General features: G+C 26.3%; 32 protein-coding genes and 2 pseudogenes. 15 read left to right on the top strand and 19 right to left on the bottom strand.

Annotated elements, in window-relative coordinates; genetic code table 4:
• Positions 1-7 precede the first annotated feature (7 nt).
• Entirely contained in the window at positions 8-334 is a 327-nt protein-coding gene (locus tag AAHM98_RS04320; protein WP_342277228.1) for a hypothetical protein, read from the top strand.
• On the opposite strand, the gene AAHM98_RS04315 is transcribed toward AAHM98_RS04320, so the two are convergent.
• Positions 331-786 (bottom strand): hypothetical protein, encoded by a 456-nt coding sequence (locus AAHM98_RS04315; RefSeq protein WP_342277227.1) that lies wholly within the window; start codon positions 784-786, stop codon positions 331-333. The two genes, AAHM98_RS04320 and AAHM98_RS04315, sit on opposite strands and share 4 nt — an antisense overlap.
• Positions 787-1367: 581 nt before the next feature.
• On the opposite strand from AAHM98_RS04315, the gene AAHM98_RS04310 reads away from it, so the two are divergent.
• The 3 genes and pseudogenes from AAHM98_RS04310 to AAHM98_RS04300 all read left to right on the top strand — a co-directional run.
• Positions 1368-1721: a hypothetical protein gene (locus AAHM98_RS04310; protein WP_342277226.1), complete on the top strand. Its 354-nt coding sequence runs from the start codon at positions 1368-1370 to the stop codon at positions 1719-1721.
• Complete coding sequence (locus AAHM98_RS04305) at positions 1690-1938, top strand: hypothetical protein (protein WP_342277225.1); 249 nt, start codon at positions 1690-1692, stop codon at positions 1936-1938. Before AAHM98_RS04310 ends, AAHM98_RS04305 begins: the two co-directional genes overlap by 32 nt.
• Positions 1939-2378: 440 nt before the next feature.
• Positions 2379-2509, top strand: a pseudogene (locus AAHM98_RS04300) (CatB-related O-acetyltransferase); the annotation flags it as partial.
• Positions 2510-2553: 44 nt separating this feature from the next.
• On the opposite strand, the gene AAHM98_RS04295 reads toward AAHM98_RS04300, so the two are convergent.
• The 3 genes from AAHM98_RS04295 to AAHM98_RS04285 form a co-directional block, all read right to left on the bottom strand.
• Positions 2554-2823, bottom strand: coding sequence for a hypothetical protein (locus AAHM98_RS04295; RefSeq protein WP_342277224.1), 270 nt, complete (start codon positions 2821-2823; stop codon positions 2554-2556).
• A complete protein-coding gene (locus AAHM98_RS04290) occupies positions 2813-2947 on the bottom strand; it encodes a hypothetical protein (RefSeq protein WP_342277223.1) in 135 nt (44 codons plus the stop codon). Before AAHM98_RS04290 ends, AAHM98_RS04295 begins: the two co-directional genes overlap by 11 nt.
• Positions 2948-3490: 543 nt before the next feature.
• On the bottom strand, positions 3491-3808 hold the full coding sequence (locus AAHM98_RS04285; RefSeq protein ID WP_342277222.1) for a hypothetical protein: 318 nt from the start codon (positions 3806-3808) through the stop codon (positions 3491-3493).
• Between the two features lie 755 nt (positions 3809-4563).
• Between AAHM98_RS04285 and thyA the strand changes: the two genes are divergently transcribed.
• The 6 genes from thyA to AAHM98_RS04255 all read left to right on the top strand — a co-directional run bounded on the left by thyA (position 4564) and on the right by AAHM98_RS04255 (position 8107).
• Positions 4564-5433 carry a thymidylate synthase gene (gene thyA / locus AAHM98_RS04280; RefSeq protein ID WP_342277221.1) on the top strand — a complete coding sequence of 290 codons (870 nt, stop codon included), beginning with the start codon at positions 4564-4566 and terminating at the stop codon, positions 5431-5433.
• Positions 5434-5925, top strand: coding sequence for a dihydrofolate reductase (locus AAHM98_RS04275; RefSeq protein WP_342277220.1), 492 nt, complete (start codon positions 5434-5436; stop codon positions 5923-5925). It begins immediately after the preceding gene.
• On the top strand, positions 5926-6660 hold the full coding sequence (locus AAHM98_RS04270; protein WP_342277219.1) for a lysophospholipid acyltransferase family protein: 735 nt from the start codon (positions 5926-5928) through the stop codon (positions 6658-6660). It begins immediately after the preceding gene.
• A 48-nt stretch (positions 6661-6708) separates the two neighbouring features.
• Complete coding sequence (locus AAHM98_RS04265) at positions 6709-6942, top strand: hypothetical protein (RefSeq protein ID WP_342277218.1); 234 nt, start codon at positions 6709-6711, stop codon at positions 6940-6942.
• A gap of 84 nt (positions 6943-7026) precedes the next feature.
• The gene (locus AAHM98_RS04260) at positions 7027-7827 is read left to right on the top strand and encodes a hypothetical protein (RefSeq protein ID WP_342277217.1); all 801 of its coding nucleotides are present in this window, start codon (positions 7027-7029) and stop codon (positions 7825-7827) included.
• A gap of 76 nt (positions 7828-7903) precedes the next feature.
• Entirely contained in the window at positions 7904-8107 is a 204-nt protein-coding gene (locus AAHM98_RS04255; protein ID WP_342277216.1) for a heavy metal-binding domain-containing protein, read from the top strand.
• Positions 8108-8229: 122 nt separating this feature from the next.
• Here the strand turns inward: AAHM98_RS04255 and AAHM98_RS04250 are convergent, their stop codons facing one another.
• From AAHM98_RS04250 to AAHM98_RS04235, 4 genes are all read right to left on the bottom strand, one after another.
• Positions 8230-8952, bottom strand: a complete 723-nt coding sequence (locus AAHM98_RS04250) for a hypothetical protein (RefSeq protein WP_342277215.1) — start codon at positions 8950-8952, stop codon at positions 8230-8232.
• A gap of 372 nt (positions 8953-9324) precedes the next feature.
• Entirely contained in the window at positions 9325-9447 is a 123-nt protein-coding gene (locus AAHM98_RS04245) for a hypothetical protein (protein ID WP_342277214.1), read from the bottom strand.
• Positions 9448-9584: 137 nt separating this feature from the next.
• Positions 9585-9932, bottom strand: coding sequence for a hypothetical protein (locus AAHM98_RS04240; RefSeq protein ID WP_342277213.1), 348 nt, complete (start codon positions 9930-9932; stop codon positions 9585-9587).
• Entirely contained in the window at positions 9926-10276 is a 351-nt protein-coding gene (locus tag AAHM98_RS04235) for a two-component regulator propeller domain-containing protein (protein WP_342277212.1), read from the bottom strand. The genes AAHM98_RS04240 and AAHM98_RS04235 overlap by 7 nt, the downstream gene beginning before the upstream one ends.
• Here AAHM98_RS04235 and AAHM98_RS09015 point away from each other — a divergent pair.
• Both AAHM98_RS09015 and AAHM98_RS04230 read left to right on the top strand, forming a co-directional pair.
• Positions 10263-10388 (top strand): annotated as a pseudogene (locus AAHM98_RS09015) (DNA cytosine methyltransferase); the annotation flags it as partial. The gene AAHM98_RS04235 and the pseudogene AAHM98_RS09015 sit on opposite strands and share 14 nt — an antisense overlap.
• Positions 10389-10516: 128 nt before the next feature.
• Positions 10517-10738, top strand: coding sequence for a hypothetical protein (locus tag AAHM98_RS04230; RefSeq protein WP_342277211.1), 222 nt, complete (start codon positions 10517-10519; stop codon positions 10736-10738).
• A gap of 45 nt (positions 10739-10783) precedes the next feature.
• On the opposite strand, the gene AAHM98_RS04225 is transcribed toward AAHM98_RS04230, so the two are convergent.
• The 11 genes from AAHM98_RS04225 to AAHM98_RS04175 all read right to left on the bottom strand — a co-directional run bounded on the left by AAHM98_RS04225 (position 10784) and on the right by AAHM98_RS04175 (position 21401).
• The gene (locus AAHM98_RS04225; protein ID WP_342277210.1) at positions 10784-11377 is read right to left on the bottom strand and encodes a hypothetical protein; all 594 of its coding nucleotides are present in this window, start codon (positions 11375-11377) and stop codon (positions 10784-10786) included.
• A 110-nt stretch (positions 11378-11487) separates the two neighbouring features.
• Positions 11488-12441, bottom strand: coding sequence for a hypothetical protein (locus tag AAHM98_RS04220; RefSeq protein ID WP_342277209.1), 954 nt, complete (start codon positions 12439-12441; stop codon positions 11488-11490).
• A gap of 66 nt (positions 12442-12507) precedes the next feature.
• Positions 12508-12924 (bottom strand): hypothetical protein, encoded by a 417-nt coding sequence (locus AAHM98_RS04215; protein WP_342277208.1) that lies wholly within the window; start codon positions 12922-12924, stop codon positions 12508-12510.
• A gap of 166 nt (positions 12925-13090) precedes the next feature.
• On the bottom strand, positions 13091-14659 hold the full coding sequence (glpK, locus tag AAHM98_RS04210; protein WP_342277207.1) for a glycerol kinase GlpK: 1569 nt from the start codon (positions 14657-14659) through the stop codon (positions 13091-13093).
• Positions 14660-14681: 22 nt separating this feature from the next.
• Complete coding sequence (locus AAHM98_RS04205; RefSeq protein ID WP_342277206.1) at positions 14682-15434, bottom strand: MIP/aquaporin family protein; 753 nt, start codon at positions 15432-15434, stop codon at positions 14682-14684.
• Between the two features lie 28 nt (positions 15435-15462).
• Positions 15463-16572: a type 2 glycerol-3-phosphate oxidase gene (gene glpO / locus AAHM98_RS04200; RefSeq protein ID WP_342277205.1), complete on the bottom strand. Its 1110-nt coding sequence runs from the start codon at positions 16570-16572 to the stop codon at positions 15463-15465.
• 195 nt (positions 16573-16767) lie between these two features.
• The gene (locus AAHM98_RS04195) at positions 16768-17301 is read right to left on the bottom strand and encodes a hypothetical protein (RefSeq protein WP_342277204.1); all 534 of its coding nucleotides are present in this window, start codon (positions 17299-17301) and stop codon (positions 16768-16770) included.
• A gap of 266 nt (positions 17302-17567) precedes the next feature.
• On the bottom strand, positions 17568-18323 hold the full coding sequence (locus tag AAHM98_RS04190; RefSeq protein WP_342277203.1) for an ABC transporter ATP-binding protein: 756 nt from the start codon (positions 18321-18323) through the stop codon (positions 17568-17570).
• Between the two features lie 197 nt (positions 18324-18520).
• A complete protein-coding gene (locus AAHM98_RS04185) occupies positions 18521-20395 on the bottom strand; it encodes an FtsX-like permease family protein (protein ID WP_342277202.1) in 1875 nt (624 codons plus the stop codon).
• Complete coding sequence (locus tag AAHM98_RS04180; RefSeq protein WP_342277201.1) at positions 20301-20930, bottom strand: hypothetical protein; 630 nt, start codon at positions 20928-20930, stop codon at positions 20301-20303. The genes AAHM98_RS04185 and AAHM98_RS04180 overlap by 95 nt, the downstream gene beginning before the upstream one ends.
• A 171-nt stretch (positions 20931-21101) precedes the next feature.
• The gene (locus tag AAHM98_RS04175) at positions 21102-21401 is read right to left on the bottom strand and encodes a hypothetical protein (RefSeq protein ID WP_342277200.1); all 300 of its coding nucleotides are present in this window, start codon (positions 21399-21401) and stop codon (positions 21102-21104) included.
• A 290-nt stretch (positions 21402-21691) separates the two neighbouring features.
• On the opposite strand from AAHM98_RS04175, the gene AAHM98_RS04170 reads away from it, so the two are divergent.
• The 3 genes from AAHM98_RS04170 (at position 21692) to AAHM98_RS04160 (ending at position 24943) form a co-directional block, all read left to right on the top strand.
• Positions 21692-22522 (top strand): class II fructose-bisphosphate aldolase, encoded by an 831-nt coding sequence (locus tag AAHM98_RS04170; RefSeq protein WP_342277199.1) that lies wholly within the window; start codon positions 21692-21694, stop codon positions 22520-22522.
• A 339-nt stretch (positions 22523-22861) separates the two neighbouring features.
• Complete coding sequence (locus tag AAHM98_RS04165) at positions 22862-23767, top strand: ankyrin repeat domain-containing protein (RefSeq protein WP_342277198.1); 906 nt, start codon at positions 22862-22864, stop codon at positions 23765-23767.
• A gap of 342 nt (positions 23768-24109) precedes the next feature.
• Positions 24110-24943 carry a glucosamine-6-phosphate deaminase gene (locus AAHM98_RS04160; protein ID WP_342277197.1) on the top strand — a complete coding sequence of 278 codons (834 nt, stop codon included), beginning with the start codon at positions 24110-24112 and terminating at the stop codon, positions 24941-24943.
• Positions 24944-24978 lie beyond the last annotated feature (35 nt).

Raw genomic sequence — 24978 nt, 5'->3', positions numbered from 1 at the left:
CTTAAATATGCGATTAATTTTAAAATTTTTAGGAATTATGGGTTTAACATCATTACCAACTATGACAATAATTGATTGTACAGCAAATGTTCCTATTAGTGTAGAAATAGCAAGCATTGATAATATTTTCTTCATGTTATTTGCTCTCCTTTTTTGCTTTGATTTAATAATGTTTTATTTTGTACTAAGTTTTATAGGTAAGGGTTTTTCTTTTCTCCCACAACAAGCAAATACGCTTGTACTAACTGTCGATGTTAAACCCACAACACTTAAAATACTTATTAGTTTTTTCATAAATTTTTCTCCTTTAATTTATATTTTATTTGTAAGTTAGCATTGATTACCACAACCGTCTCAATCAACAGTTTTATCATTTTTCATAATTCCAGTAACAAATATTCCTTTTTTATCATCTACATCGTTTAAATGATTAATATTTTCACAAATAATTAAAGACATTCCTTTTAAAAATAAATTTTTATCGATAATTTGTTGTTGTAAGTCAACAGGGAATCTATTTAAAATATCATTTACATCTTTTTTAGTTTCATTAATGTTTTCTAATTTTAATAAACCATTAATCATTACCAAATTATTGAAGTCAATATAAATATCTATGTATTTATCTTTTTGATGTTCAAAGATAAATTTAATGAGATTAATACCTATTTCTTTTTTAAGATTATTTACTTTTTGAGTTAATTTAGTTTTTAAAACCATATTGGCACTTGGTACACTGGTTAAAGCAAGCATTCCTACTGTTAACATACTTAATAGTTTTTTCATATTTTTCTCTCCCTTTTGAAATATATCTTTACTTCGTTCATAGTTGCTGTTTTTTGCGTTGTTTAAGAATATCGATGTTTTTTGTGTATTAATATTCTTAAATTCAACGCTTTACCCTTGTTTAAACACTATATAAACATAATAATTATACAATGTTTTTAATTGATTTCAAATTTGACCTTTATTTAAAACTTTTTAAAGCAAAATCTTTTTCAATTTCTAAGATTTCTTCTAATAAGAAAAATTTAACAAATTTTTCACCTTCTTTTGCTTATTAAAACCTCATTTTATTTTTAAATAAAAATTAATGAATAAAACTTATACTAAGTTTATGTATATCTTCTAACAAATTTTACAAATCAAAGCATACAACTGAAAATTAGACCAACACCATGTAAAAATATTTAATGTAAATAGTTAAAATTACTCAATTGAGTAATTTTATTTTTTCCTTAACTTTTACAGTCATTTTTTGATTAATTTATTTTTTTAAGTAAAAAAATAAAAGAGTAGAATGTAGACGATAATTAGATTCATAAAAATCTCAACTGAAAGAATTTAAAAAGAGAGGTATAAAAATTATGAAATATTTTAGTCCAAGTTATTGATTTAAGTTGTGAGTATTAAGCGCTCCACTTTTTCAAGATAAGACCCAAGGTATTAATGTTAAGTCAATTGATACTAAAAATATTAAAGATTGAGCTAGCAAAAATACCACTAATATATTAGTGGCAGAACATCAACCATGAAATTTTACTAATTATAATCAAACAGATTTTATTATTAATAATTCAATAATAAATACTAGTATAACGACAGAATTATCAACTATTATGCCACATAAACATCGACATGAAAAGCACAGAAATAGACATAAAATTTATACTAAATGGAAAAGAAATTATGCAAGAAATAAAAATAGAAGAATTAAATAAAAATGTACAAGGACTAAAAGCAGATTTTGAGGATTTAAAAGAACAAGTTAATAATTTAACTGACAGAGTTACAAATTTAGAAAGAACATCAAATTGAAATTGTGCAAATATTGCAACAGTTACTGCTAGGGTTGTTTCTGTTATTCCTGTAATTAATACCATTGATGGAGCCATTGCAACAGTTACTGCTGGATTTTGTGGGATTTTAGGATTGTAGTATAAAAAAGATAAAGATACTTAGAAACATAAAAACCATTGAAGAATTAATAGATATTTCTGAAAATTTTTTACTTGATATTGAAAAAAACTTTACAGTTTTTAAAGAAGAATACAAGAAATCTCTTTTAAATTTACAAAATTATATGCATATTAACAATGAATCCAAAGAAACAAAAGAAGTTATAAAGCAAAAAATATTAGATTGAATAATCCCAGATTCTTTAATATGAAAATTTAAATTTTTTTAATTTTATAAACTTAGAAGGAAGGCACACTAATAAAGATTTAAAAGGAAACAGAAAGAAAGAAAATATAGAGACTAATGAAAAAGTATGAAAAAAAAATTACAATTTTGATTTATATAAAATTTAGTAGCCACTCATCCTGAGTGTAATGTAGAACTATATTAGTTATTGAAAAAGAAAGGATTTGTCCATGGTAATCGTAGCTAAAAGTGTAGTTACAAAAGATGTTCCCTCTTATGCTATTGTTGGAGACAACCCAGCTAAAGTTATAAAATATCGTTTTTCTAAAAAATAATAAAAAAGATTCAAAATCTAAAATGATGATTATTTAATTAGTACCCCATACCATAAATGAATATATAATAGACTTATTCCGGAACTAAAATATCTTTAGAATATAGGGGACTGATAATATTACCCTCATAAATCCTTTGCAAATTACCTACTTTTATTATTCCTTGTTTATTATTAATATTTATATCAATGTCATATTTAGTTCTATTTTCTAAATTTGTAGTTAAAGGAATGATATGTACTGCAATGATTGGTCTTACTTTCGAACCTTTAATTTCTAAAAAATTAACTCTTGCATTGTAAATATTTCATTTAATTATTTGAAGTTTCTTATTATTGCTCATTTTTTAAGAACTCCTTTAATAATTTTCTTGTTAATTGTGATAATGTTGTTTCATTTGCAGAACAATACTTTTGTATCTGCTCTTTTAATTCTTTTTCAATTCAAATATGTATTTTTTCTTGCATTATTTATCACTATTTAAAATTTCTTTACATGCTCCAATTTGACATTCTAGTTTATTATTTGCCATTATAATGACCACCTTTCAATTTTTTAATCTTAGTGATTGATATTATAATTATATACCTATAAGGTATATAATTCAAGTAATTATCACACTTAAAAAACAAAAAAAGTTACCAGAAATGGTAACCATTATTCATGCTAGATGCCAACCTTAATGAATAAATTTTTTCATACTTACCCTAAGTAAGTAATTTAACTGATATTATTATTCCCCTTAACTTGTCTTTTTGTACTATTAACTATTTATATATTAATTACTACTCAAAATGGTATGCAAATCAAATATTCAAAAATATGTACTTATATTTTAAAATTAGTTATTTTTTAACTAATTTTTTTGTAATTTCTCTTAAATCTTTATCTTTTTTTGTTTCTTTAAAACCATGGTCAATTAACATTTTATCATATTTAAACTGTTTGAATTTCATAATAGCACCTCTTATTTTTAATTTTACTATTTAATTATATCATATTTTAGATTACTAGTTTTCGTTTACTTCAATTCAAGAATTACTTAAGAACAAAGACTTTAAAAATAGTTCTCTAGTATTTGTTTTTTTATTATTGAAATTAATTTCATTATTTTGTTTAATATCATCAAAATCATAACCATAGGTACCTTTAGCAATATCTACCATTAAATTTTCTCAGTATTTTAAATAAAATTGTCTATCAGAACTTCATTTTAAATATAAACCAATTGAATTTAAAAATACACTGCATGATAATAAAGCTAGTCTTTTATTACCATTTGTTATTGAATGACTACGACATGTTCTTATCATTAAATCTATTGCCATATCTAGATTGACCTATTGAAAATATTGTTAAAAATAACAGATTTATTAAAACAAAATCTTAATATTGAAATATTACAAGAACTTATAAAACAAGGTAATACTTTAAATTCATTAAAGGAGAATAAATAAAACTGACATTATGACTTTTGATTATGTCTCAAAATTCTTTAAACATCCCCAGAATTTCTATGACCCATATGTTGAATTATCTAAAAGCAAAGAAAGAATTAGTCAACTAGTTGATTTTATTAATAACTTATAAGAAGAAAATTTAAAGCTTAAAACTAAATTGGAAACATTAAAAAAATAAAAAATTATTTTGTTGCTATATACTTCTCTCTTTAGGGGCATAAAAAACATTGATTATTAAGGTTTTATAAAAATTTTTACGAGAAAACATGAGTGGCATATTTTCATTTGCGAGTAGACCTGAGTTGTTGTGCTATAATTTTTCTATTATAGTACGAGTTAAATTAGTAGAGATGGAGTGTTTAAAAGTTTATGAAAAAAAGGGAGCGTGGCAAAGATGTCGATAACTCATCATTTTTATAAATAGATTCCTTGCTAACCCTCATTAGTAAATTTTTAATAAAAACAAGTAATCAAGTAGCTAGATTTAATAAACATTATTTATTAAATTTATTCAATAAAATCACAAAATAATTTCTGATTATTTTTCATAATAATTTAGGGAAAATACAATTATTTTGTTAAAATAAAAGTGATTTAATTTATTTCTGAAAGGGGTAATAATAGTGGAACAATATTTAAGTTTATGCCGTCATGTTATGACGCATGGCTACCAAAAAGATGATCGAACAGGAACAGGGACCATTTCCACTTTTGGTTATCAAATGCGTTTTTATTTAGCAGAAGGTTTTCCTTTATTAACTACCAAAAAAGTCCACTTCCCAGCTATTGTTCATGAACTATTGTGATTTATTGCTGGTGATACTAATATTGAATACTTAGTAAAAAATAATGTTCGTATTTGAAATGAATGACCATACAAAAATTATGTTAAAAGTGAATCATATCAAAATGAAACATTACAAGAATTTATCGAAAAGATAAAAACTGACCATAACTTTGCTGTTCAGTTTGGCGATTTAGGACCAGTCTATGGTAAACAATGACGTAACTTTAATGGTATAGATCAACTAGTTGACCTTGTTACAAATCTAAAAAATAATCCATTTTCACGAAGACATATTTTATCAGCTTGAAACCCTAGTGAAATTAGCAATATGGCTTTACCACCTTGTCATACTTTAATTCAATTTTATGTTTCTAATGATAAGAAATTATCTTGCCAACTATACCAACGCAGTGCTGATATCTTTTTAGGTGTTCCTTTTAACATTGCTTCGTATGCTTTATTAACTATTATGTTAGCACAAGTATGTGGTTATGAATTAGGTGACTTTGTTCATACCTTAGGTGACGCTCATATTTATAGTAACCATATTAGTCAAATCAATGAACAATTACTGCGTGCACCTAAAAATTTACCAAAGTTAGTTGTTAATAAAAACATTAGGAATTTATTTGATTTCCAATATCATCATTTTACTTTAGAAGGATATGACCCACATCCATTAATTATTGGTAAGGTTGCTGTCTAAATGATAAATTTAGTATGAGCTATGACTGAAGAGGGAGTTATTGGTACTGATAATTCCTTACCATGAAACATCAAAGCAGAAATGCAATACTTTCGAAGTATTACTATTAATACAACCGTAATTATGGGTGCCAAAACATTTGAAAGTATTGGTTTTCCTTTAAAAAAACGCTACAATATAATAGCAACACATCATCGAGAACGTTATCAACAATGACACAATATTGATAATATTGCCTTTAGTGATAATTTATTAGAATATTTACAACCATACAAAGGTAATAAAACCAAAGATATTTGTGTATTAGGCGGGAAAACAATTTATGAACAAGCATGAAAACTTGCTGATTACTTATATATTTCAATTATCAAACACCCCTACTCAGGTAACATCATCTTTCCAAATTTAGATTTTTCAGATTTTAAATTAATTAAAACAACCAATTATGACCAATTTACAGCTAAGATTTATCAAAGAAAGGAATTAATTTAAATGAACATATGAAAAGCCATTTTAACTTGACCCTACTTATTACAAACGTATACTAAGTCAGGTTCAATGACCAAAAAAGTATTAAAAGACCCTAGTTTAGTATCAGAAGCAAAACGCTATATATGACTAAAAAAACGAGTACGCTATATCAAATGATTATACAATATCAAACTAACTGTCCATAATGTTGACTTATGACCAAAACGTAAAGGTTGTGTTATGGTTGCTAATCACCAATCTAACTTTGATCCGCTGCTAGTATTATCAGTTAATGATTTTAGTTTACATGCTCCTTTAGGTTTTATTGCCAAAGAAGAACTTAAAAAAAGCCGTTTAGCACGACGTTTTATCTTTTTAATTGATGTGTTATTTATTGACCGTAATAATCCCAGAACAGCAGTTACTGCTTTTCAAGAAGCCAAAGAATTAATTAGAATTCCTCGTACTATGATGATTTTTCCTGAAGGAACGAGAAGCCATGGCCAAGAAATGGGCGAATTTAAAGCAGGCGCTTTAAAAATGGCATATCAAGCTTATGTTCCAATTATTCCAGTTTCAATTATTAATTCTTATCAAATTTTTGATAAAAAACATAAAGGAAAGATTCATGTACAACTTGTTTTCCATAAACCAATTGAACCAAGCCAATTTATCCACTTATCAACTGATGTTTTATCAAAACAAATCTTTAATATCATTAAAAATGGCATAATATCCTATGATAAACAAAAATAATAATTGCTTTTATAGTATAAAGGTGTTAAAAAGAAAGAAGTGAACATAATGCCTATAGAAATAGAAAATAAAGATAATACTATAATAGAAGAAATGAAAAAACAATTTAAAAAGATGAGTGTTGTCGGTATATCTAGTTTTGCTCAAACTATATTTCAATCATTAATTAGTATGAAAGTAGCACAAACGAAATTAAGTTGAGATAATTTTAAAAAAAGTTCCATGTATAGTTCAGGAATTATTATCTTAAACACATTTGTAGAACCAAAAATTTTTCAGTAAATTAGTAATATAAAATCTTGAATTTATAGTAAAATTAATCCACAAAAACAAACTAATGTTACTAAATTACAACTTGGATTATCAATGTTGAAGTTTACTATCACTAGTATTTTTCAAAGTTATGGTGAAGTAGTTTTAGATAAATTATCTAACAATATATTTGAAACTTTTCTTGATTTAGATATTTTAGAAAGTACTTTTACTAATGCACTTTTTACAGCAGCAATATCAATTATTGAAGAAAAAATAATTGATATATTAAAAGAAAATCTTGAAAAATTTGAAACTAATAAAAATGAAATCAGTGATTTAGATGATAGTAAAAGTCAAGATATAGAATCAGCAGGTATTATTGAACAAGAAGAACTAGAAAATAGTTCAATATCCAGTGATAGTAATGATGAAACAAAATTATTAGATGTTGAAACTGAAAGAGTTAGTTATAAATCTTTGCTACTAACATTACCATTATTTTTAAGTTCAACACTACTTGTATGACTTAATGAATCAGTTGATAATGGTATTGATATTAATTTTAAAACATTATCAACTGCTTTACCTCTTCTTACATTGTATAATCTAGATTCAGTGTTTTTTTCATTAGTTAATTGTATAGTTAATGGAGACGAGTTACCTTTTATTTCCTTATTCAAGAAATGTAATAAGAGTAATGAAATTGCAGTTGTTGTGGATAATAGTATTACTAATATTGAAGATCTTAGAGAAGTAGTAATTCAAGTTGATCAGAGACAAATTATTCCTATTAATATTAAAGAAATCAATGAAGAATATGATAATGAAAAGAAATATTCTTCTTGACCAAATTTAAGTACTGATAATTCAAAATCAAAAGAAGAGATTAGAATTAGAAGCCTTACTTTTTAAAAAAAGTAGCATTTTAAAACAATTCCATTTATAATTACTTGATATAATTTTTAAACATTAGAATGGAGAAACAACTATGAATAAACAAATCCAAGTATACAGTTCCAATGAACCTATTGGAGCCAAAAGTGTTACTTACAAAGAATTCTTAATTGTTAATAAAGTTAAAAGCAGAAATGCTTTTAGTAACATCGGTTCTGGTTTCAAAAGCATGTTCGGTGGAGAGATTAGTGGTTTAACAAAACTAACCAGTGATATTAGAAATGAACTACTAAGTTAATTATTAGCCCAAGCGCAAAGCATTGGTGCTAATTGCATTCTTGCTATTCGTTTTGAAACTAATGAATTATTCGAAGAAATATGAGACTAGATAAACTGAAATAAATAATGGATTAAACTAATTTACAAATGTTTATGAGTCTGTACTTTACGTAATCTCTCTTCTGTTGGTGCAAGTGTTTGTGTATTAACTTTGTTTTTATTAAAAGAAATATTTGTATTTTGTATTGCAAAATGATTTGAATCTTTTGAGTAGTCACTTGATTCAATTTCATGATCAGAAGTGTTGTCTCCATTAAAACTAGAACTTTCAAAATTCATACCACTATCTGTAGATATTTCTGAATTAATGCTACTTCTATGATAATCATTTTTAACTGAGTTTTCAAATTCGCTACTATTTCCTGAATTAATGCTTATACCACTATCTTGTCTTTTTATTAAGTTAGGATTAATGGGCAAACTTGATTGTTCCAAGTCATCTAAATTATTAAAACCGCGTTCTAATTGTTCAGATGATAATAAACTTTCATCTAAATCTGAAACTTTTGAATTGATAGAACTAACACTATATTGTCTAGAAAAAAACTCCTTTTTATTTTCTATTTCTAATATATTTTCGTTATTATTTCCAAGCATTCATTGATCACAGTGCTCTGATAAAAAAGCTAATGCTGCTGTTGGCGTATTAACTTTTGCTTCAAGTTCAAGTTTTGCATTATTTAATGATTCTTTGCTTCTAACAAAATTAGAATTTGTTGTTTTAAAAATTAAATCACTTGCTTTTTTAATTTCATCAATCATATTTTTAGTTTTTTGTCATGTTCAAGAAAATATATTTCGCACCTTTTGTCATCAATTGAGTTTTTGAAACTTAACTTTTTTTATTTCATTTATTTTACTTTCAACAGTTGTAATTTTTGCTTTAATATTCTCGAAATCAAAAAATTTAGAAAGTTGATAATCCTCAAAACTATTATATGAAAAATGTGTAGATAATTTTCATTAATAATATCATAATTTTTATCTCAATATAAAAAGTATTTCATTTCTGATGGTGTTGTTTCTGTTGCTTTCGCGTAATGATTAATAAATTTTTGATAATCATTATCTGCTAAATGTTTCTAATTCTTTATTAAAAGACTCAATTTGTTGTTTGTTGTAATTCTTTTTGGTTGATTTGATGAACGCTTAAGTTTGTATGAGTACTTAATTTACTTAATTCTGTTTTTTTATCTGCGCAATTAAAAACTGAATAATATCTGTTTGTATTTTTATTAATTGTTCGATGGTTTTTTGCTTGTCTTCATTAACTGCTATTACTGCTTCTTTTATTTTCACTATTAATTCCCTTATATTTTTTAGTTGTGTTTTTGCAATTTTATTTCCTCTATTAATTTGAAATTTAATGTTTGGTGTTGCAATTTTATATTTAATATCACTAAATTCAGTATGAGCAAAAATGTTAAAACTGATTTCTATATTCTCTGCTGTTGAACTTGCATTTTCAATATTTTTTTGCTTTCTTCAGTAGTCTCAAAACTTACTAACCCTTTTATGATATCCTCTTGCATTTGTTCTGGTAGTTTACTTTTTATTGCTTCTAAGTTAACGTCTCATTCTCAATCTTCTGAAATATTTTTTTTATTAAAATCAAAAAAATATAATAATGGAAATTCTAATTCTTTTAATTTTTCAGATACTTCTAATGCTTTAGAAGATAAATTGGGGTATCCTCATTCAATATACTCGTTTATTATTAATGGTGATTTAAGAATCTCTTCAGGTTCCAAAAATTGTACAAATTCATCATTTAATTTTAGCAAAATAGCAGTACAATTAGTAGCCGTAATTTCTCTAATTCATTAATTAGAACAGCTTTTGGCTTTTCTTTTACTAATTCAGTAGCAAACAATAAATAAGCACTTTGATTATCTGTTCCAATTATAATATTACCTTGACTATCTACTGCTATTGTTCTTACTTGTGTATTTATATCAGTAATTTTTGTAATTCAATTTTCATTATATTTTAATTCATATCCACCTGTAGATGTTGCAAAGAAAACATTATCTTTACCATCAATTGCTATTTCTTCAATACTAGAATTATTTTCTATGCCAATTACCTTAGTAGCTATTATTTCTTTATTTTTACCATTATATACCATTCCAGCACATTTATATAAGGATGGATTAAGACATATTCATCCGGACTCATCTCAAGTAAGAACAATAACAGTTAGAGAAGCCGCACGTTTACAAACTTTTTCTGATGATTATATATTATTGGAAGTCAAATGGCGCAATATAAATACACAATTAAAATAATTGCACATAGTCCTCAAAATCATGGATAATCTGGGTTTGATCATGGTTGACCCTCTAGATTTGATACTTGATACAAAATTATGAAAGAGTTTGGATTAGTATATTATGAAATTGGTAAACCTATAGAAATTTCAACAGCAGGACATAAATTAGTTCATTCCATGCAACAAGAAAAATCAGATTTAGAAGAACAAGTACTTTTAAATATTTTAATAGTAAACACAGAACTGTTTATTTCATTTACTTTAATTGGCATTTTTTGATTATTTTCTATAATATATAATCCATTATGTAAACCATAATACACATTATTTTGATTATCAACAGCAATTACATTAATGCTGCTGTTATTTTCTAATTTTATAAATGGGTTTCTTTTTATTAGAAGAATTATAAAGTATAATATTTCCATTATTCTCTTTTTTACTTAAAACTTTAAAAGTAGTAACTTCACTACTGTTTATTCCTGAAATATCTTTAATATATGCTGATATAAGATCATTAACTTTTCAGTCACCTTTTTGTATGCGTTCTTTTTCTTTTGCTTCATAAACTTTTTGTTCACTAATTTTAAACGTTTCAATTAATTCTTCTTGAAAACCTTTTGCTTCAATTTGATGTTTTTCTAGTGTGCTTATAGCTTTATCAAATTTTTGGTTTGTTTTTTCATAGCCATCTAATTTAATATCTGAACTTTCCGAATTAATTTCCTCTGGTAATATGAAATAGTTTCCTAACGTAAATTTATTAATACTTTCTATTCCAAGATAAGTATTAAGTAATAAATCAATATTTTGTAAATCTCCTCATAGTTCATCTTTTAAAACTCTTAATTTTTCTTTGTCCTTATTATTGCTAGTTTTGTTAATTTCCTTTAATACTTTATGTAATCTTTTTGGTTGATCTTCAATATTTATAAGTTGTAAATATTTTTTTGCCATTTCTATCTCATCGAATTTGTCTGTATTTTCTAATGCTTGTTTTTTTATTATTAGTGTTTTTAATTCATCTAAGTAAATAAAACATCTTAAAACTGGAAAATTTGATTTATCTATAAATTTTGGTAGAGATAATTGGTATATTTTTCAACAAGTTCAGAAAAATTTTCACTAAATAACTTATCTATTATCTTATTGACACTTGCTTGAATTTTTCCACTATTATTTGGTGATGTTTTAATGATTTGTTCTAAATAATTTTCAACATTCTGAAAACTTAATTTTAAATCATGGATTTTAGCAAAACTATCAGCCTTTATTAAAAAGTCTTTATTTTCTGCTAATAGTCTTTTTTGAAAATAATTTATTCTTTGAATATTGTTAACAAATTCAATTTTTTTAAGCAAAATATTTAATTTTTCTTGTTTATTATTTTCGAATATTTCCAGCGTTTCTTGTTTTTCTGAATCTTGCTTCTTAATTTCTTTATCTTCTTTTGCAATTAAAGATAATAATTCTTTCTTTAATTCCTTTATTTTATCTAATTGGTTTTGTATTTCTTCATCTATATTTGATTTACCTATTTTTAAAATTTTCAAATAACGCATTGAATAATATCCTACAAATAAATTTACTAACAACTGACTATTTGTTTTACATTTAATTTTATCAGTAACTAGATTTTCTACTTTACCATCTTCTTGTTTATATTCAAGATTTAATACGACATGATCATCATCTATTTCAGATAATGAAATTTTAAATTGTTCTAAATCTTTTTTAGTTAAATCAACCCCAGTTTTAATTCTTAATTCATTTAATAATTCTTTTTGTCAAATTAGTTTATCAATTTCATCACCAACCTCTTTGTTTTGAGAATATATAAAAATATTAATAATTTCTTCTGTATTATTAAGGTTATTAATTGCTTCTTTCAACTTATTAGCTTTTACTTTCATTGTTAATGGGTTCATTGCTTCAGGGTGACTAACTCCCAACTGTGATGCTTGTTGGATAATGGTAACTGTATTAATTTCATCTAATATTAACTCTTTTTTTGTTTGCAATAAATCTCCTGATATTGTTCTAAGATTTTTTAATTTTTCATCATTAAAATCATAAGTTTTAGAACTTTAACTATAGTTATTGTGTGGTATTAAAGTGACATTGGTACTAATAAAAGTATCATCATACTTTCTTAATACATCATTTTGAGTCAAGAGATAAACTTCTTTAAAATCAAGTAAACGTGGAGTAACACTTTTTATTATATCTGCTCAAGATGTCTTTTTACTTTCTCATAAAATATAATTTTGTGATTGTAAAAGAATTTCATCATTAAAATCTTTGTCTAATCCCAAACTTGTTTTTAATTCCAAAAAATTAAAAGCTGGAATTAAAACTTTTTCTTTAGTTTTTTCTATTTCTCCAGTTACCAAAAATCTAGGATTACCATTTTTTTCTTTCGAAGGTAGAAGTTCTTGTTTATTTAGTTTAATTTCTACTTGTTGCCCTAGTTGTAATTGTTCAGATTTTAATTTTGGTGACATTTTACATTCTCCTATACTTTAATTTTTCTTATTTAGCACACATAGTTTAATAAATATCTTTAAAAACCGTAAATATACATTTTTAATTTGTTAAAGCAATAGATTATAATATTATAATAATATTGTTGGTAGATGGTACTTTAGTATGGGATTCACCTTTACTAATTTATTTAATTGCCGTAGTTCAACCACGTGTACGTTTAACTGCTTCTTGTCACCCTTTATATAGAATCTTAGCATCTTCTGGTTTCATAACCGGACTATACTCTTTTTCAACAACATAAATTTTTTTAATCTCATCAATATTTTTTCAGAACCCAACAGCTAATCCCGCTAAATAAGCAGCACCCATGGCTGTTGTTTCTGTATTTTGCGGTTTAATTAAAGTCGTGCGACTAATATCACTTTGAAATTGCATAATATATGGATTATTGCTTGCTCCTCCATCAACTTTAATTTTAATGGTTAAGTTTTTTAAATCCTTATTAAGGTTAATATCTTCTTGCATCGCCATAATCATGTTTTGTGATTGGTATGCTAATGATTCAATAGTTGCTTTAACAATATGTTCACGTTTGGTTCCACGTTCTAAACCAAATATAGCACCACGGGCTGTTGAATCTCAATATGGTGCCCCTAAACCCACAAATGCTGGCACAACATAAACACGTTGTTCATCTTTAGGATCAACAATTTGTGAATATCATAAACTTTCATCAGAACGATACAATATCCGTAATTGGTCACGTAAAAACTGAACAGCAGCGCCTGCTACAAATACTGATCCTTCTAAAGCATAGACTGGTTTTTGTCCTGTTAGTTGATAAGCAACAGTTGTTAACAACCCTTGTTTTGACAACAATGGTTTATTACCAATATTCATTAAAATGAAACATCCTGTCCCATAAGTGTTTTTAACTTCACCAGCTTTCAAACATAGTTGTCCAAACAATGCTGCTTGTTGGTCACCAATCGCAGCAGCAATCATAATTTCAGTGTCATCATTTTTTGATAACATCCCTTTATAAGTTTTGCCAATTTCACCAGAACTAGGAACAACTTCAGGTAACATTATTTCAGGGATATCAAATAGTTCTAAAAGCTCTTTATCCCATTGCTTAGTATTAATATTAAATAACATTGTTCGTGAGGCGTTAGTAATATCAATAACATGTTTAGCTTGTACTTGATTGTTATGTGTACCTACTGTCATTTTGTAAATTAATCAACTATCAATGGTTCCGAATGCTAACTTACCATTTTTGGCAAGTTCTCGTCCCCCTTTTACATTGTCTAAAATTCATTTGATTTTGGTTCCTGAAAAATAAGCATCAATTAGTAGTCCTGTTTTTTGATGAATTTTATCTTTTCATCCCTTTTTAGTTAATTCATCACAATAATTAGCGGTTCTACGGTCTTGTCAAACAATGGCATTGTAAATAGGCAAACCTGTTTCTAAGTTTCAGACAACAGTAGTTTCACGTTGGTTAGTAATACCAATGGCTGCAATTTGGTTTGGACTAATACCACTTTTATTTAATGCTTGAACCATAGTTGTTAATTGGTTATTTCAAATCCCAATTGGGTCATGTTCTACTCATCCTGATTGTGGGGGATAGTGTTGGGGAATCTCAATTTGGTGACTACCAATAATTTGTCCCTTTTGATTAATAATTAAAGTGCGACAACTAGAAGTACCCTCATCTAAAGTCATAATATATTTTGTTTTAACCATGATATTTGTTTCCTTTCTTTGATTAGAATACCATTATTAATTGCATTAAACCACCAGCAAGTGCTCCTCCAAGTAATGGCCCTATAATAGGTACTGGTGCATATTTTCAATCACTTGCTCCTTTGTGTGTCATTGGTAAAATGGCATGAACAATTCTTGGACCTAAATCACGGGCGGGATTAATCGCAAAACCTGTTGGTCCACCAATTGCTAGACCAATTACCATTACTCCAATGCCCACTGTCGCAGCGCCAGCAAAACCACCACCTGTTGGTACTAAGTTTTTAATTGAAAACGTTGCTCCAACAATCATTACTAGCACAAATGTACCAATTATTTCAGTTACTGTATTTCAAATGTAACTACGATGAACTGGTGATGTTGAAAACGTTGCTAAAATATGATTTACATCTTCGGTATTGTTATATTCTTTGAAATATGCTAAATAAACAACAATTTGACCTAATATAGCACCAATGATTTGAGTAACAATATATATTGGAATATAAGCATAATTACCACCAACAAATGCTAACTTTTTCCCTGCAACTCATAGTCCAATCGTTACTGCTGGGTTTAGATGAGCACCTGAAATTTGACTTAACATCGCAGCAATCGCTACAGCAAATCCTCATCCGACACAAATAACAATTCAACCGCTATTTTCTCCTTTCGAATTTTTTAATAATGTGTTAGCCACCACACAATTTCCTAATAAAATTAGAATAAATGTGCCAAATGATTCGCCAACAATTACTTGTGCAATTTCTGACATTGTTATTACCTCCTTTTAAAATAATTTGTTATTTTAATAATTTCGTAACTAGTAAGGCAATGGCAGGTGCTGCACTTAAACCAGGTGATTTAATCCCTGCCACATTAATAAAGTTTTTGTTATTGCTAGCACTAGCAATAACAAAATCATCAGTATTAACACAAATTGGTCGTGAACCACTAGTTACTTTGCAAGTTTTATTCATGTTTAAAGATGGAATTAAACGTAATCCAATCTTATCAATATATTTAATATCATCAACAGTAATGATTCGCGTTTCATTTTTTGCAACATTATCAATCGCAGTTGGCCCTACTAAAATATGACCATCAGTCATAGGAGCAACAATTACTCCTTTGCCATGAATGGTAGGTACCATAAATAAGACATGGTTATTAATAATGTTGCGTTCTGTTTTTTCAAGAATACAATATTGACCTCTTCTAGTTTTTAAAGTAAAGTCATGACAACCAATCATATTAGCCATTTCAGCAGCATAGTGACCAGCAGCATTAATTACATATTGACAAGTAAAACTAATTTCTTTGTTATTAGTAGTACGACAACTAATTTTAAATCCTGATGTTAATGATTCTATGCTAATTACTTCATGGTTTAAAAATAATTGTGCTTTATGTTTAAGTGCACGATTAATTAAACTTTGTGTTAACAACACAGGATCAACAACATAAGATGCTGTACACAATAGTGCTCCAACAATATTGGGGTTAACGTTAGGTTCACATTTCATAACTTGTTCTTTTGTTAAAACTTTTAATTCATTTTCGCTGACCCCATTGGTTAACCCTCTTTTATACAATTTTTCCACTTCTAACATTTCTTCTTTACTAAACGCCAATACTAATGAGTCAACTTTCGCTCACGGAAAATTGAGTTCTTTAAATCAAGATTTTTCATAAATTTTACGTCCTTGTAGATTTAAAGTGGCATTGAGTTTACCTGGTGTTGGATCAAATCCACCATGAATAATTCCTGAATTACCTTCTGATGTTTCTTGGGCAACACGCAGATTTTTTTCAAAAATTGCTACTTTGTATTTGTTCTTAGTTAACTCATCACTAATAGCAGCACCAATTACACCTGCACCAATGATAATTACATCAAAATCAAATGTCATTGTTTACCCTTCTTTCAACTATTAAGAATAATATTATTCCATATATTAAGTATAGTGCATTTTATTTTTAGTTTTAGAATTTACAAATTCGTAATTATTATAGAATAAATTTACACATAATTCTCAACTTAACCTTTAATTTCTACTCCTGATTCTATAACTGTTACTTTTAATTGTAATTATTTAAAAAGATTGCTAATTATTACTTAAACCACTAATAGTAAACTGCTCATAAACAGTTTTCATATTTATTTTTTGTGGCTTTAATAAACCACTTTTATTAGGGCGCATAAAAGTATGGGTATATCATGAACATAATTGTTCATATAGTTTACTCTCTAATTTAATAACTAACAAACTATTAATGATTTCATATCATGTTAATTTAGTATTATGGGGACTAAATCCTTTTAAATCTCATTGTAAACAACATTCAATAATTAAAAAATTAGGGGTTGAGCATAATTGAAACTTATTATTTGCAACATAGCAATTAAATAATGAATTAACATAGTGGTTTCTTTGATTCATTTCCGTTACTCATTTATACAGTAATAAATTAAAATAATTACGTTGTAAATCTAAAAATGGTTGCATTGCTATATTTGCTAAATTTTTATTTAAACAAAAATCATACATTGGTAATTCTTTACGTAATGCCGTTAAACTCATGTCAGGGGCAAAAGCTAATAATTCATAGGGAATAATACGCATTTTTATAATATCCATTCTAAATATTTTTTATTTTAATTATTAATCAATATATTTTTGTAAAGTTTAACTTTGTTAATTAAATATTACGTATAAAGAGATAGTATCATTTTTTAATGAAAAAAACTGTTTCATTTATTCTTACAAGAATTCTTTTAAATATTTTAAATCCAACTCTCTTTCAAATAATTCATAAATTGATAACTGATTTTTTACAATAATTAAATTAAGATTATCAATGTTTTCTTTATTATCTAATCTAATTAAAATTTCATCAATTTCTTCTAAATACTTAAATGGATAATTGTATTTTTTAATAGTTCAATAGTAGCATTATTATTATTAGTATTCAAAATAAAAATTTTACCAACATCAAACTTAGTGACTGGTCCACTATAAATTAAGTTTCCCAAATCAATAATGGTACAGTTATCAACAATATCTTTAACCTCATTAATCATATGCGTAGTTAGAAAAATAGTTTTCCCTTCCGCTTTTAATTGTTTTAACACATTAGTAAAATACTTTCGCGATTCTGAATCTAAATTTGCTCCTGGTTCATCTAAAATAATTAATTGTGGATCATGAACTAATGCTTGAATTAACATAATTCGATTTTTCATTCCCGAAGAATAAGAATTTAATTTCTTATGCCGATGTTCTCATAAATTAAAAGATTTTAATAATTTTTCTAAATTAACTACTAAATCCTCACTATTAATTCCTGTTGTTTTACCTAAATACTTTAAAAAATTGTAAGCACTTAATCCTTGCGGAAAGTTTTCTAGGTTTAAAGCATAACCCATTCCTAATTTAGATTTGGCACTACCAGCAATATGACCATTAACAGTAATTTCTCCTTGATAGCAAGTGCTAGGAAAAGCACCAATAATTGATTTTAATAAAACAGATTTACCACTTCCTGATTGGCCAACTAAGGCATGGATAGTACCTTTGTAAACTATAAAATCAGCTTTTGGAATTTTAAATCTTTTAAAATTAATATTGTAATTTTTAACACTAATCATAACATCTGACATAAGATTTTTACTCCCTACTTAGTTATAGTTTTATTTGTTAATTATATCATTTGCTGAAATAGGAACTTAAAATATGAATGATGATGATAGCAATCCAATTTTATAAACGAAACATATAAATTCATTTTTCTACTTACCTAAATATGTTTGAAACATTTTTAAATAATTTATCATGCTCTGACCAAATGCCACATCTATTAATTTTCCATAATAACATCATTAAAACGACTATTATTAATATGATGATGACCTAAAACATATGAAAAAATCATTAAAAACGTCACACTAAAGAAAAAGATCAGTAGCAAAATTGATGAAAAACTAAATAATAATCAAATCCTAGCGATTTGAAATAATAATTGTAAAGTAACTTGGAGCAGAAAATAAATTGTTATTGCAGAAAAAGTAAAAGTACTCATAAAACTAATAACATATGGCAGCATAATCAATGCGGTAATTCGATTATTACTATAACCTAAAATTTTTAAACTAATAATGTCCTTCTTATTTTCTTGAAACATTAAATTTACTAATACTAAAATAATAACAACAGCAATAATTAATACAATAATAGTTAATGCTTTACAAACATTAACTAAACTATTAATGATAGCCACACTTTCTCCTTGTTCACCATAATTAGTAATCACATAACGTAGTAAAGTACCATTTAACGTAATGTCATTAATAATATTGTATTGATTATCAACATTAACAAAACTAACATTACGACAAATTTCCGGAGTAGCATCTGTAACTAACATATCATTAATAAAATTATCATAATTAGTAATTTTAATAGTACTAGATTTACTAATTCCTGTTTCATAGTCTTCATAACTTTTAATTAAATATTTAAATACTGATGATTGTTTAACAATCACATTTTGATTAAAATAATTATAATTATTAATTCCTGATACTCGAAAGCTAATTTGTGACCATGGTAAAGTATCAACGTCATTATTAGTTATCCGACTAACTATAGTATCACCAATTTTAAGATGCAATTGTTTTGCTAATTGTAAAGGGAAAATAGCATTAACATAACTGTCATTTTCAATATTAAACTCAATTAATGATTGTTTATCATTTTCACCTTGGTATTGAATTCATTGGGGAAAATCATTTGTTTGATAGGAAACAATATAAGCTTGTGAATTAACAAATGATAATGATGTTTCTCATTTTCCTTTTAATGTTGAATATTGGATACTAGTTGCTTGATTATAAATTTTAAAACCAAATGTTAAATATGGATAAGTATCATATGTTTTTCAAAAGGGAATCGCTTGTATTAGTAAATTATAAAGTGATTCACTTACTTTTTTAACTTGTGCTAGTAATAGGGGATTATTAGCAATAATTTTAAGGTTATTAGGGCTAATAAAATTATTATATCAGTCAGTTATAATTACACTAAAGTCAGTTATCTCATGATATGTTCCAACATTAATTCCTAGTTGAAATTGCTCGTTGGAAACTCAATGTCATATTTTATCACCGCTACTGTCGTCATAACTATCATCTTTTAGCAGTACATCTAATAATTGATTAATGTTAGGATTATTAGCATTAAATAAGCGATTACCTTTTTCAGTATAATTTACATTGGAATAAGTAGTAGAATAGTTATAAACATAAACAAAATTTAGTAAAAATAAAGCTACAAAAATATTAACAAAGAATATCGCCACAGCACTAGTAATTCGGAAACTATTACTTTTAGCAAATGCTAAAGTTAGTCTTAAATTCATTAACTTTTTAGTAAATTTTATATTAGTGCTTCTAGATTTTTTAAAACTAATTGGTTTCATGTTGGTATTGTGGTTGATTAATATTAATGGTGGTTTTGATATGAGCATTAAAAACACAGCTGTTAAAGTTAATCCTAAAATTAATGGTAAAATAAATAAACTAATAATTGAAGGAATAGTGCTAATAATAACAAAACTATTAGGGATAAACATAATTTTATTAATAGTAGTAGTTAAATAAAATTGTAAACCAAACGAAGCACCAAAACCTAAAACAATAGGTAAAAATAAAATGGTAACATAAGAAACTGCCATAATAATGGCTAAGGTTCGACTTTTGACTCCTAAACTCATTAAAATACCTAATGAAAATTTTTGCGAATTTAATTCCTTTTTTTAAAAAAATAGTAATAATAACAGCGCTAATAATAAATATCACAAAACCAAAAATACTAAAAATTAAAGTTTCAGCATTAGCTAGTTGAAAACTAATATTATTTTTAAATAAATCTTGAAAGTTAATCACATTTAAAGGACGAGTAAAATTAGTATTTAAACTTGTCATAAATGTTGTGTATTGACTACTATCCATATTAACAAAAAAGTAACTATAGCGAGAGTTGGTGTTATTGCTTGTTTGTGGTAATCATAATTTATTCATATTGGAATTATTGAGAAAGACTGTAAAGTCAGTATTATAAATACTATTTCAAATATAATTTGAAATAGTATAATCTTTTCCATTAATAGTTACGATACTATTAAGGCTATAATTAGCATTAGATTTAAGATTGCTTATTACTACTTCATTGTCTGCTGTTGGCATATGACCTTGTGTTAAAACAATCATATCAGAAGTTTTTAGATTATATTTGTTTTCAATATTACCTGTATTATTAACAAATGTTAAATTCTTATCATTAAAACCATTTTCTAACCGAATATGATAATTGCTGCTATTAATAGTAGCAATATTAGTTATTGAGTATTGCCCTGCTAATTGGTAATTATTTGTACCAAATTAATTAGTTAGTTCTTGATTAATTAATCACGCACGAAAATTATAATTTCATCTTTGAATTTCATCATTAGCACTACTATCAGGAGATGTGATAGTTTGATTATCAGAAATTAAATCTTTTTGGTCTTTAGTTAACTTAGTTGTGGGGAAAAAATGATTTTCAATTGTTTGGAACCCTTTATCACTAATCGTACCGCGAAATGCATTAATAGTATATTTATACATATTACTTTGATTTAAACTTGTGAAAACGCTATTAACATTTTCTCTACTATTAAGGGCACTATTAGTTAAAAACACTGATAAAAAAATTAATATAAAAATCCCAATGATACTTAATTAAATTTAAAGTGTCGCCAATTATGATACTTAATATATTTTCATAATATAAGTTTATCATTAATTACTTTTGTTTTAAAAAACAATATTGGAATAGGATTGAATAATCATTTTTACAAATTTGAAGACAAGAAAGTAAACTTATTCAAACAATGCCCTCCATTAAATTTTACAATTCAGGTTTTTTCAGTATATAATTAAATTATTAACTCATAGAATAGGTGATTCAACTGAAAGGTAACTTCATAAAAATGTTAAAGCACGCCCAAGACAACAAATACGCTGTCCCTGCTTTTAACTTTGATAATTTAGAAATTTTAAAAGGTATTATCCTTGCTGCTGAACAAGAACATTCACCAGTAATTATTATGGCTACTGCTAGTGCCATTAAATTCATGGGTTTAGACTATACACTAGCCATTGCTAATAGTGCCATTAATACAGCCACAGTGCCGATAGTCTTGCACTTAGACCATTGCTTTGATCCACACTTTATTAAAACCAAAATCAGTAGTGACTTTGGTTCAGTAATGCTCGATTGGTCTAAATACCCTTTAAAAGAGAACATCGAAAAAACCAAAGAAATTATGCAATTTGCAGCGCCTTTAGGAATTGCTGTTGAATCAGAAATTGGGCATGTCGGTGGTAAAGAAGACGACATGAATAGTGACACAAATATTTATACTAATATTGATGAAGCAGTCCTATTTAGAAATAAAACTAATATTAATGCCTTAGCCATTTCTGTTGGTACTCAGCATGGTGAATACAAAGGTAAACCATTATTACAAATTGATTTAATTAAACAAATTGCTAGCAAAATGCCAGAAATCCCATTAGTACTACATGGTGCTTCAGGTGTTGATGATGAACAGTTAGCATTAGCTATTAATGCTGGCATTTGCAAAGTTAATATGGGGACTGATTTAAAAGTTGCTTATGCTCAAAGTTTAAAAGATAGTTTTGAAAAAGATCCTAAATTATTTGATGCAAGGATTTTTGGTCAAGCTGCGATTGATGCTGTCCAAACTGTTTCGAGAACTAAAATTGTTGCTTGTGGTGCTAACAACAAAGCTAAATAATTTTCTTTTCATTATTTATTTTAATAAATATATAACAAAATAAATGTTTAATTTTTAAATTTTTAGGTTATAATTTTACAGTTAAGTGTTAAATAAATATTTAACTAAAAAGTAAGATATGTGATTCAAAAATCTTGATAGCAATTATTAGAGTTTGCTATTGAGTTTTTTTGTTTTTTAAAAAGATCCTGAGTTGTAAGTATGCTTGTAGAATAAAAAAGAAAAGAAATATTAGAACTTGATAAACCTACTACATATGAATAAACAACTAGAGCAAATTTAAAAGTCCAAAAACATGTCAAAACTAAATATAGTTTTCATTTTGAAAGGAAGAAAAATATGAATAATAATACTGCTTTAATGTTAGCTGTTGAAAATGGTAATTTAGAGGAAGTAAAAGAATTAATAGCTAATGGTGCTAATGCTAATTATGTTTCTAAAAGTAAGGAGTCTGTTTTAACGTTAACTGTTCGATATGGTCATTTAGAAATAGTTAAATTTTTATTTGAGAAAGGTGCTGATGTTAATTATGTTGGTTGAAATGACCAAAATACTTGCATAACTGCTGCTACAAATAATCGTATAGAAATGGTTAGAATGTTATTAGGTGCAGGTGCTAATGTAAATAATGTTGGTAAAACTACTGCTCCTTGTTCAACATTAGTTAATAAACGTGAAGAAACTAAAAAAACATGAGAACAATTTTTCGAAACTAAAAAAATAGTTGAAATGGAAGAATTATACTTTTATGAAAAAATTATGGAAATTAGTAATAATTGGGCTAACAATGAACAACTGATAATAAATTTATTAAACAATTTTCAAATTAAATTACAAAAAATAGAAAATTTAGACTCAGATATTGTAAATTTTTTAAAAAAAGAATTTATCAATAATTTCAAGATTGATGATGAAAAATATTCACTATTACATATAGCAGCATTATATAATATGAAAGAATTAACTAAATATTTAGTTGGTGAATGACCAACTGATATTGATTTGACAGATAAATCACAAAATTCAGCATGAGACCATGCTTGTTTATTATGACGAAAGGAAATTGCTTTTGCTATTAAAAATGCTAATCAAGCAACCGATGAAAATAGAAAATTTGTACAAGATAATCTTGTTGGATCATCAAAAGAAAGATATGCACACATTAAAAAAATGATATTGATGAAATGGATAGTCAAAATAGATTATGTATTATATGTTATTATAAGATTAGTACTGAATATATAAATGTTGATGGTTTAGAACATTTTAAAAAAGATGAAGTAAATTTAATGGATTTACAACATCCACCAGATCCTCAACAAGTTGGTATAAATCTCTCAGTCTAAAATATAAAGGACAAGTTCACACTAAGTTTTGTCCAACATAGAGGTCACCATCTCATTTGTCTTTTTTCAAATTTGCTATATATTCAAGACATTGTTGTTGGATTTAAAACCCATTATTAATATTTTCTCCAAAATTGTTTATAAAACAGATAAAAATTATGATTTTTCATTTTTTTAATGTTAGAATATCAAAGGGATAAAGTTTAAATGAGTGGGAAATCATTTTGAAGGAGGCACAGATGTGCAAAAAGTTTTAGTTTTTAAAAGCGAACAATCAGCATCAGAATACTTGGCTATTACTTTTGCTGCTAAGATTGCAAAAAACAATAGTTCAAATAAAAAAACTGTTTTAGGTTTTGCAACTGGTGTTACACCGTTATTAATGTATAAATATCTAATTCAGTTAAATAAAGGTACTTTTAAATCTGAAACAAATTTTTTAAATAATCAATCTGTTGATTTAAAAAATCCTGTTTCATGAGAAAATGTTATTACTTTTAACTTAGATGAATTTGTCGGTGTCGCCAAAGATCATCGTGAATTATTTTTTAATTATATGCAAGAATATTTATTTAAAGAACTTAATTTACAACCAGGAAATATTCATTTTCCTGATGGTAATGCTATTGATGTTAAATTATCTTCACGGAAGTATGAAGATGAAATTACTAAAAATGGGAACATTGAATTACAATTAATCTCATTAGGTATTAATGGGCACATGGCGTACAACGAGCCAGGAACACCATTGGATTCTTGAACACATGAAGCAAAGTTAACACCTGAAACAAGAAGAAACCTAGTTGCACAAAAGAAATTTGATAGCTTAGAAACAACTCCAACTTCTGCTTTAACAGTAGGAGTTAAAACTATTTTAGAAAAAATGAACGAAGTTATCATGGTTTCTTTTGGCAAATCAAAAGCCGAGATGACAAGACTAATGATTGAGGGACCAGTGAATTCTGAAGTTACTGCTTCTGCTTTACAAAATCATAAAAATTGTATTTTTGTTCTAGACAAAGATGCAGCAAGTAAACTAAATGGTAAAAATATAGAATTAATCCGTATGGACTAGTTTCTTATACTAAAATACCATTTTTTTTAATTAAA

Origin of the sequence: Spiroplasma endosymbiont of Nebria brevicollis, from assembly GCF_964030895.1 — a bacterium.
Taxonomy (GTDB): Bacteria; Bacillota_I; Bacilli_A; order Mycoplasmatales; family VBWQ01; genus Spiroplasma_E.
Note: the sequence above shows the minus strand (reverse complement) of the source record. Positions and strands in the feature narration are given on the sequence as shown.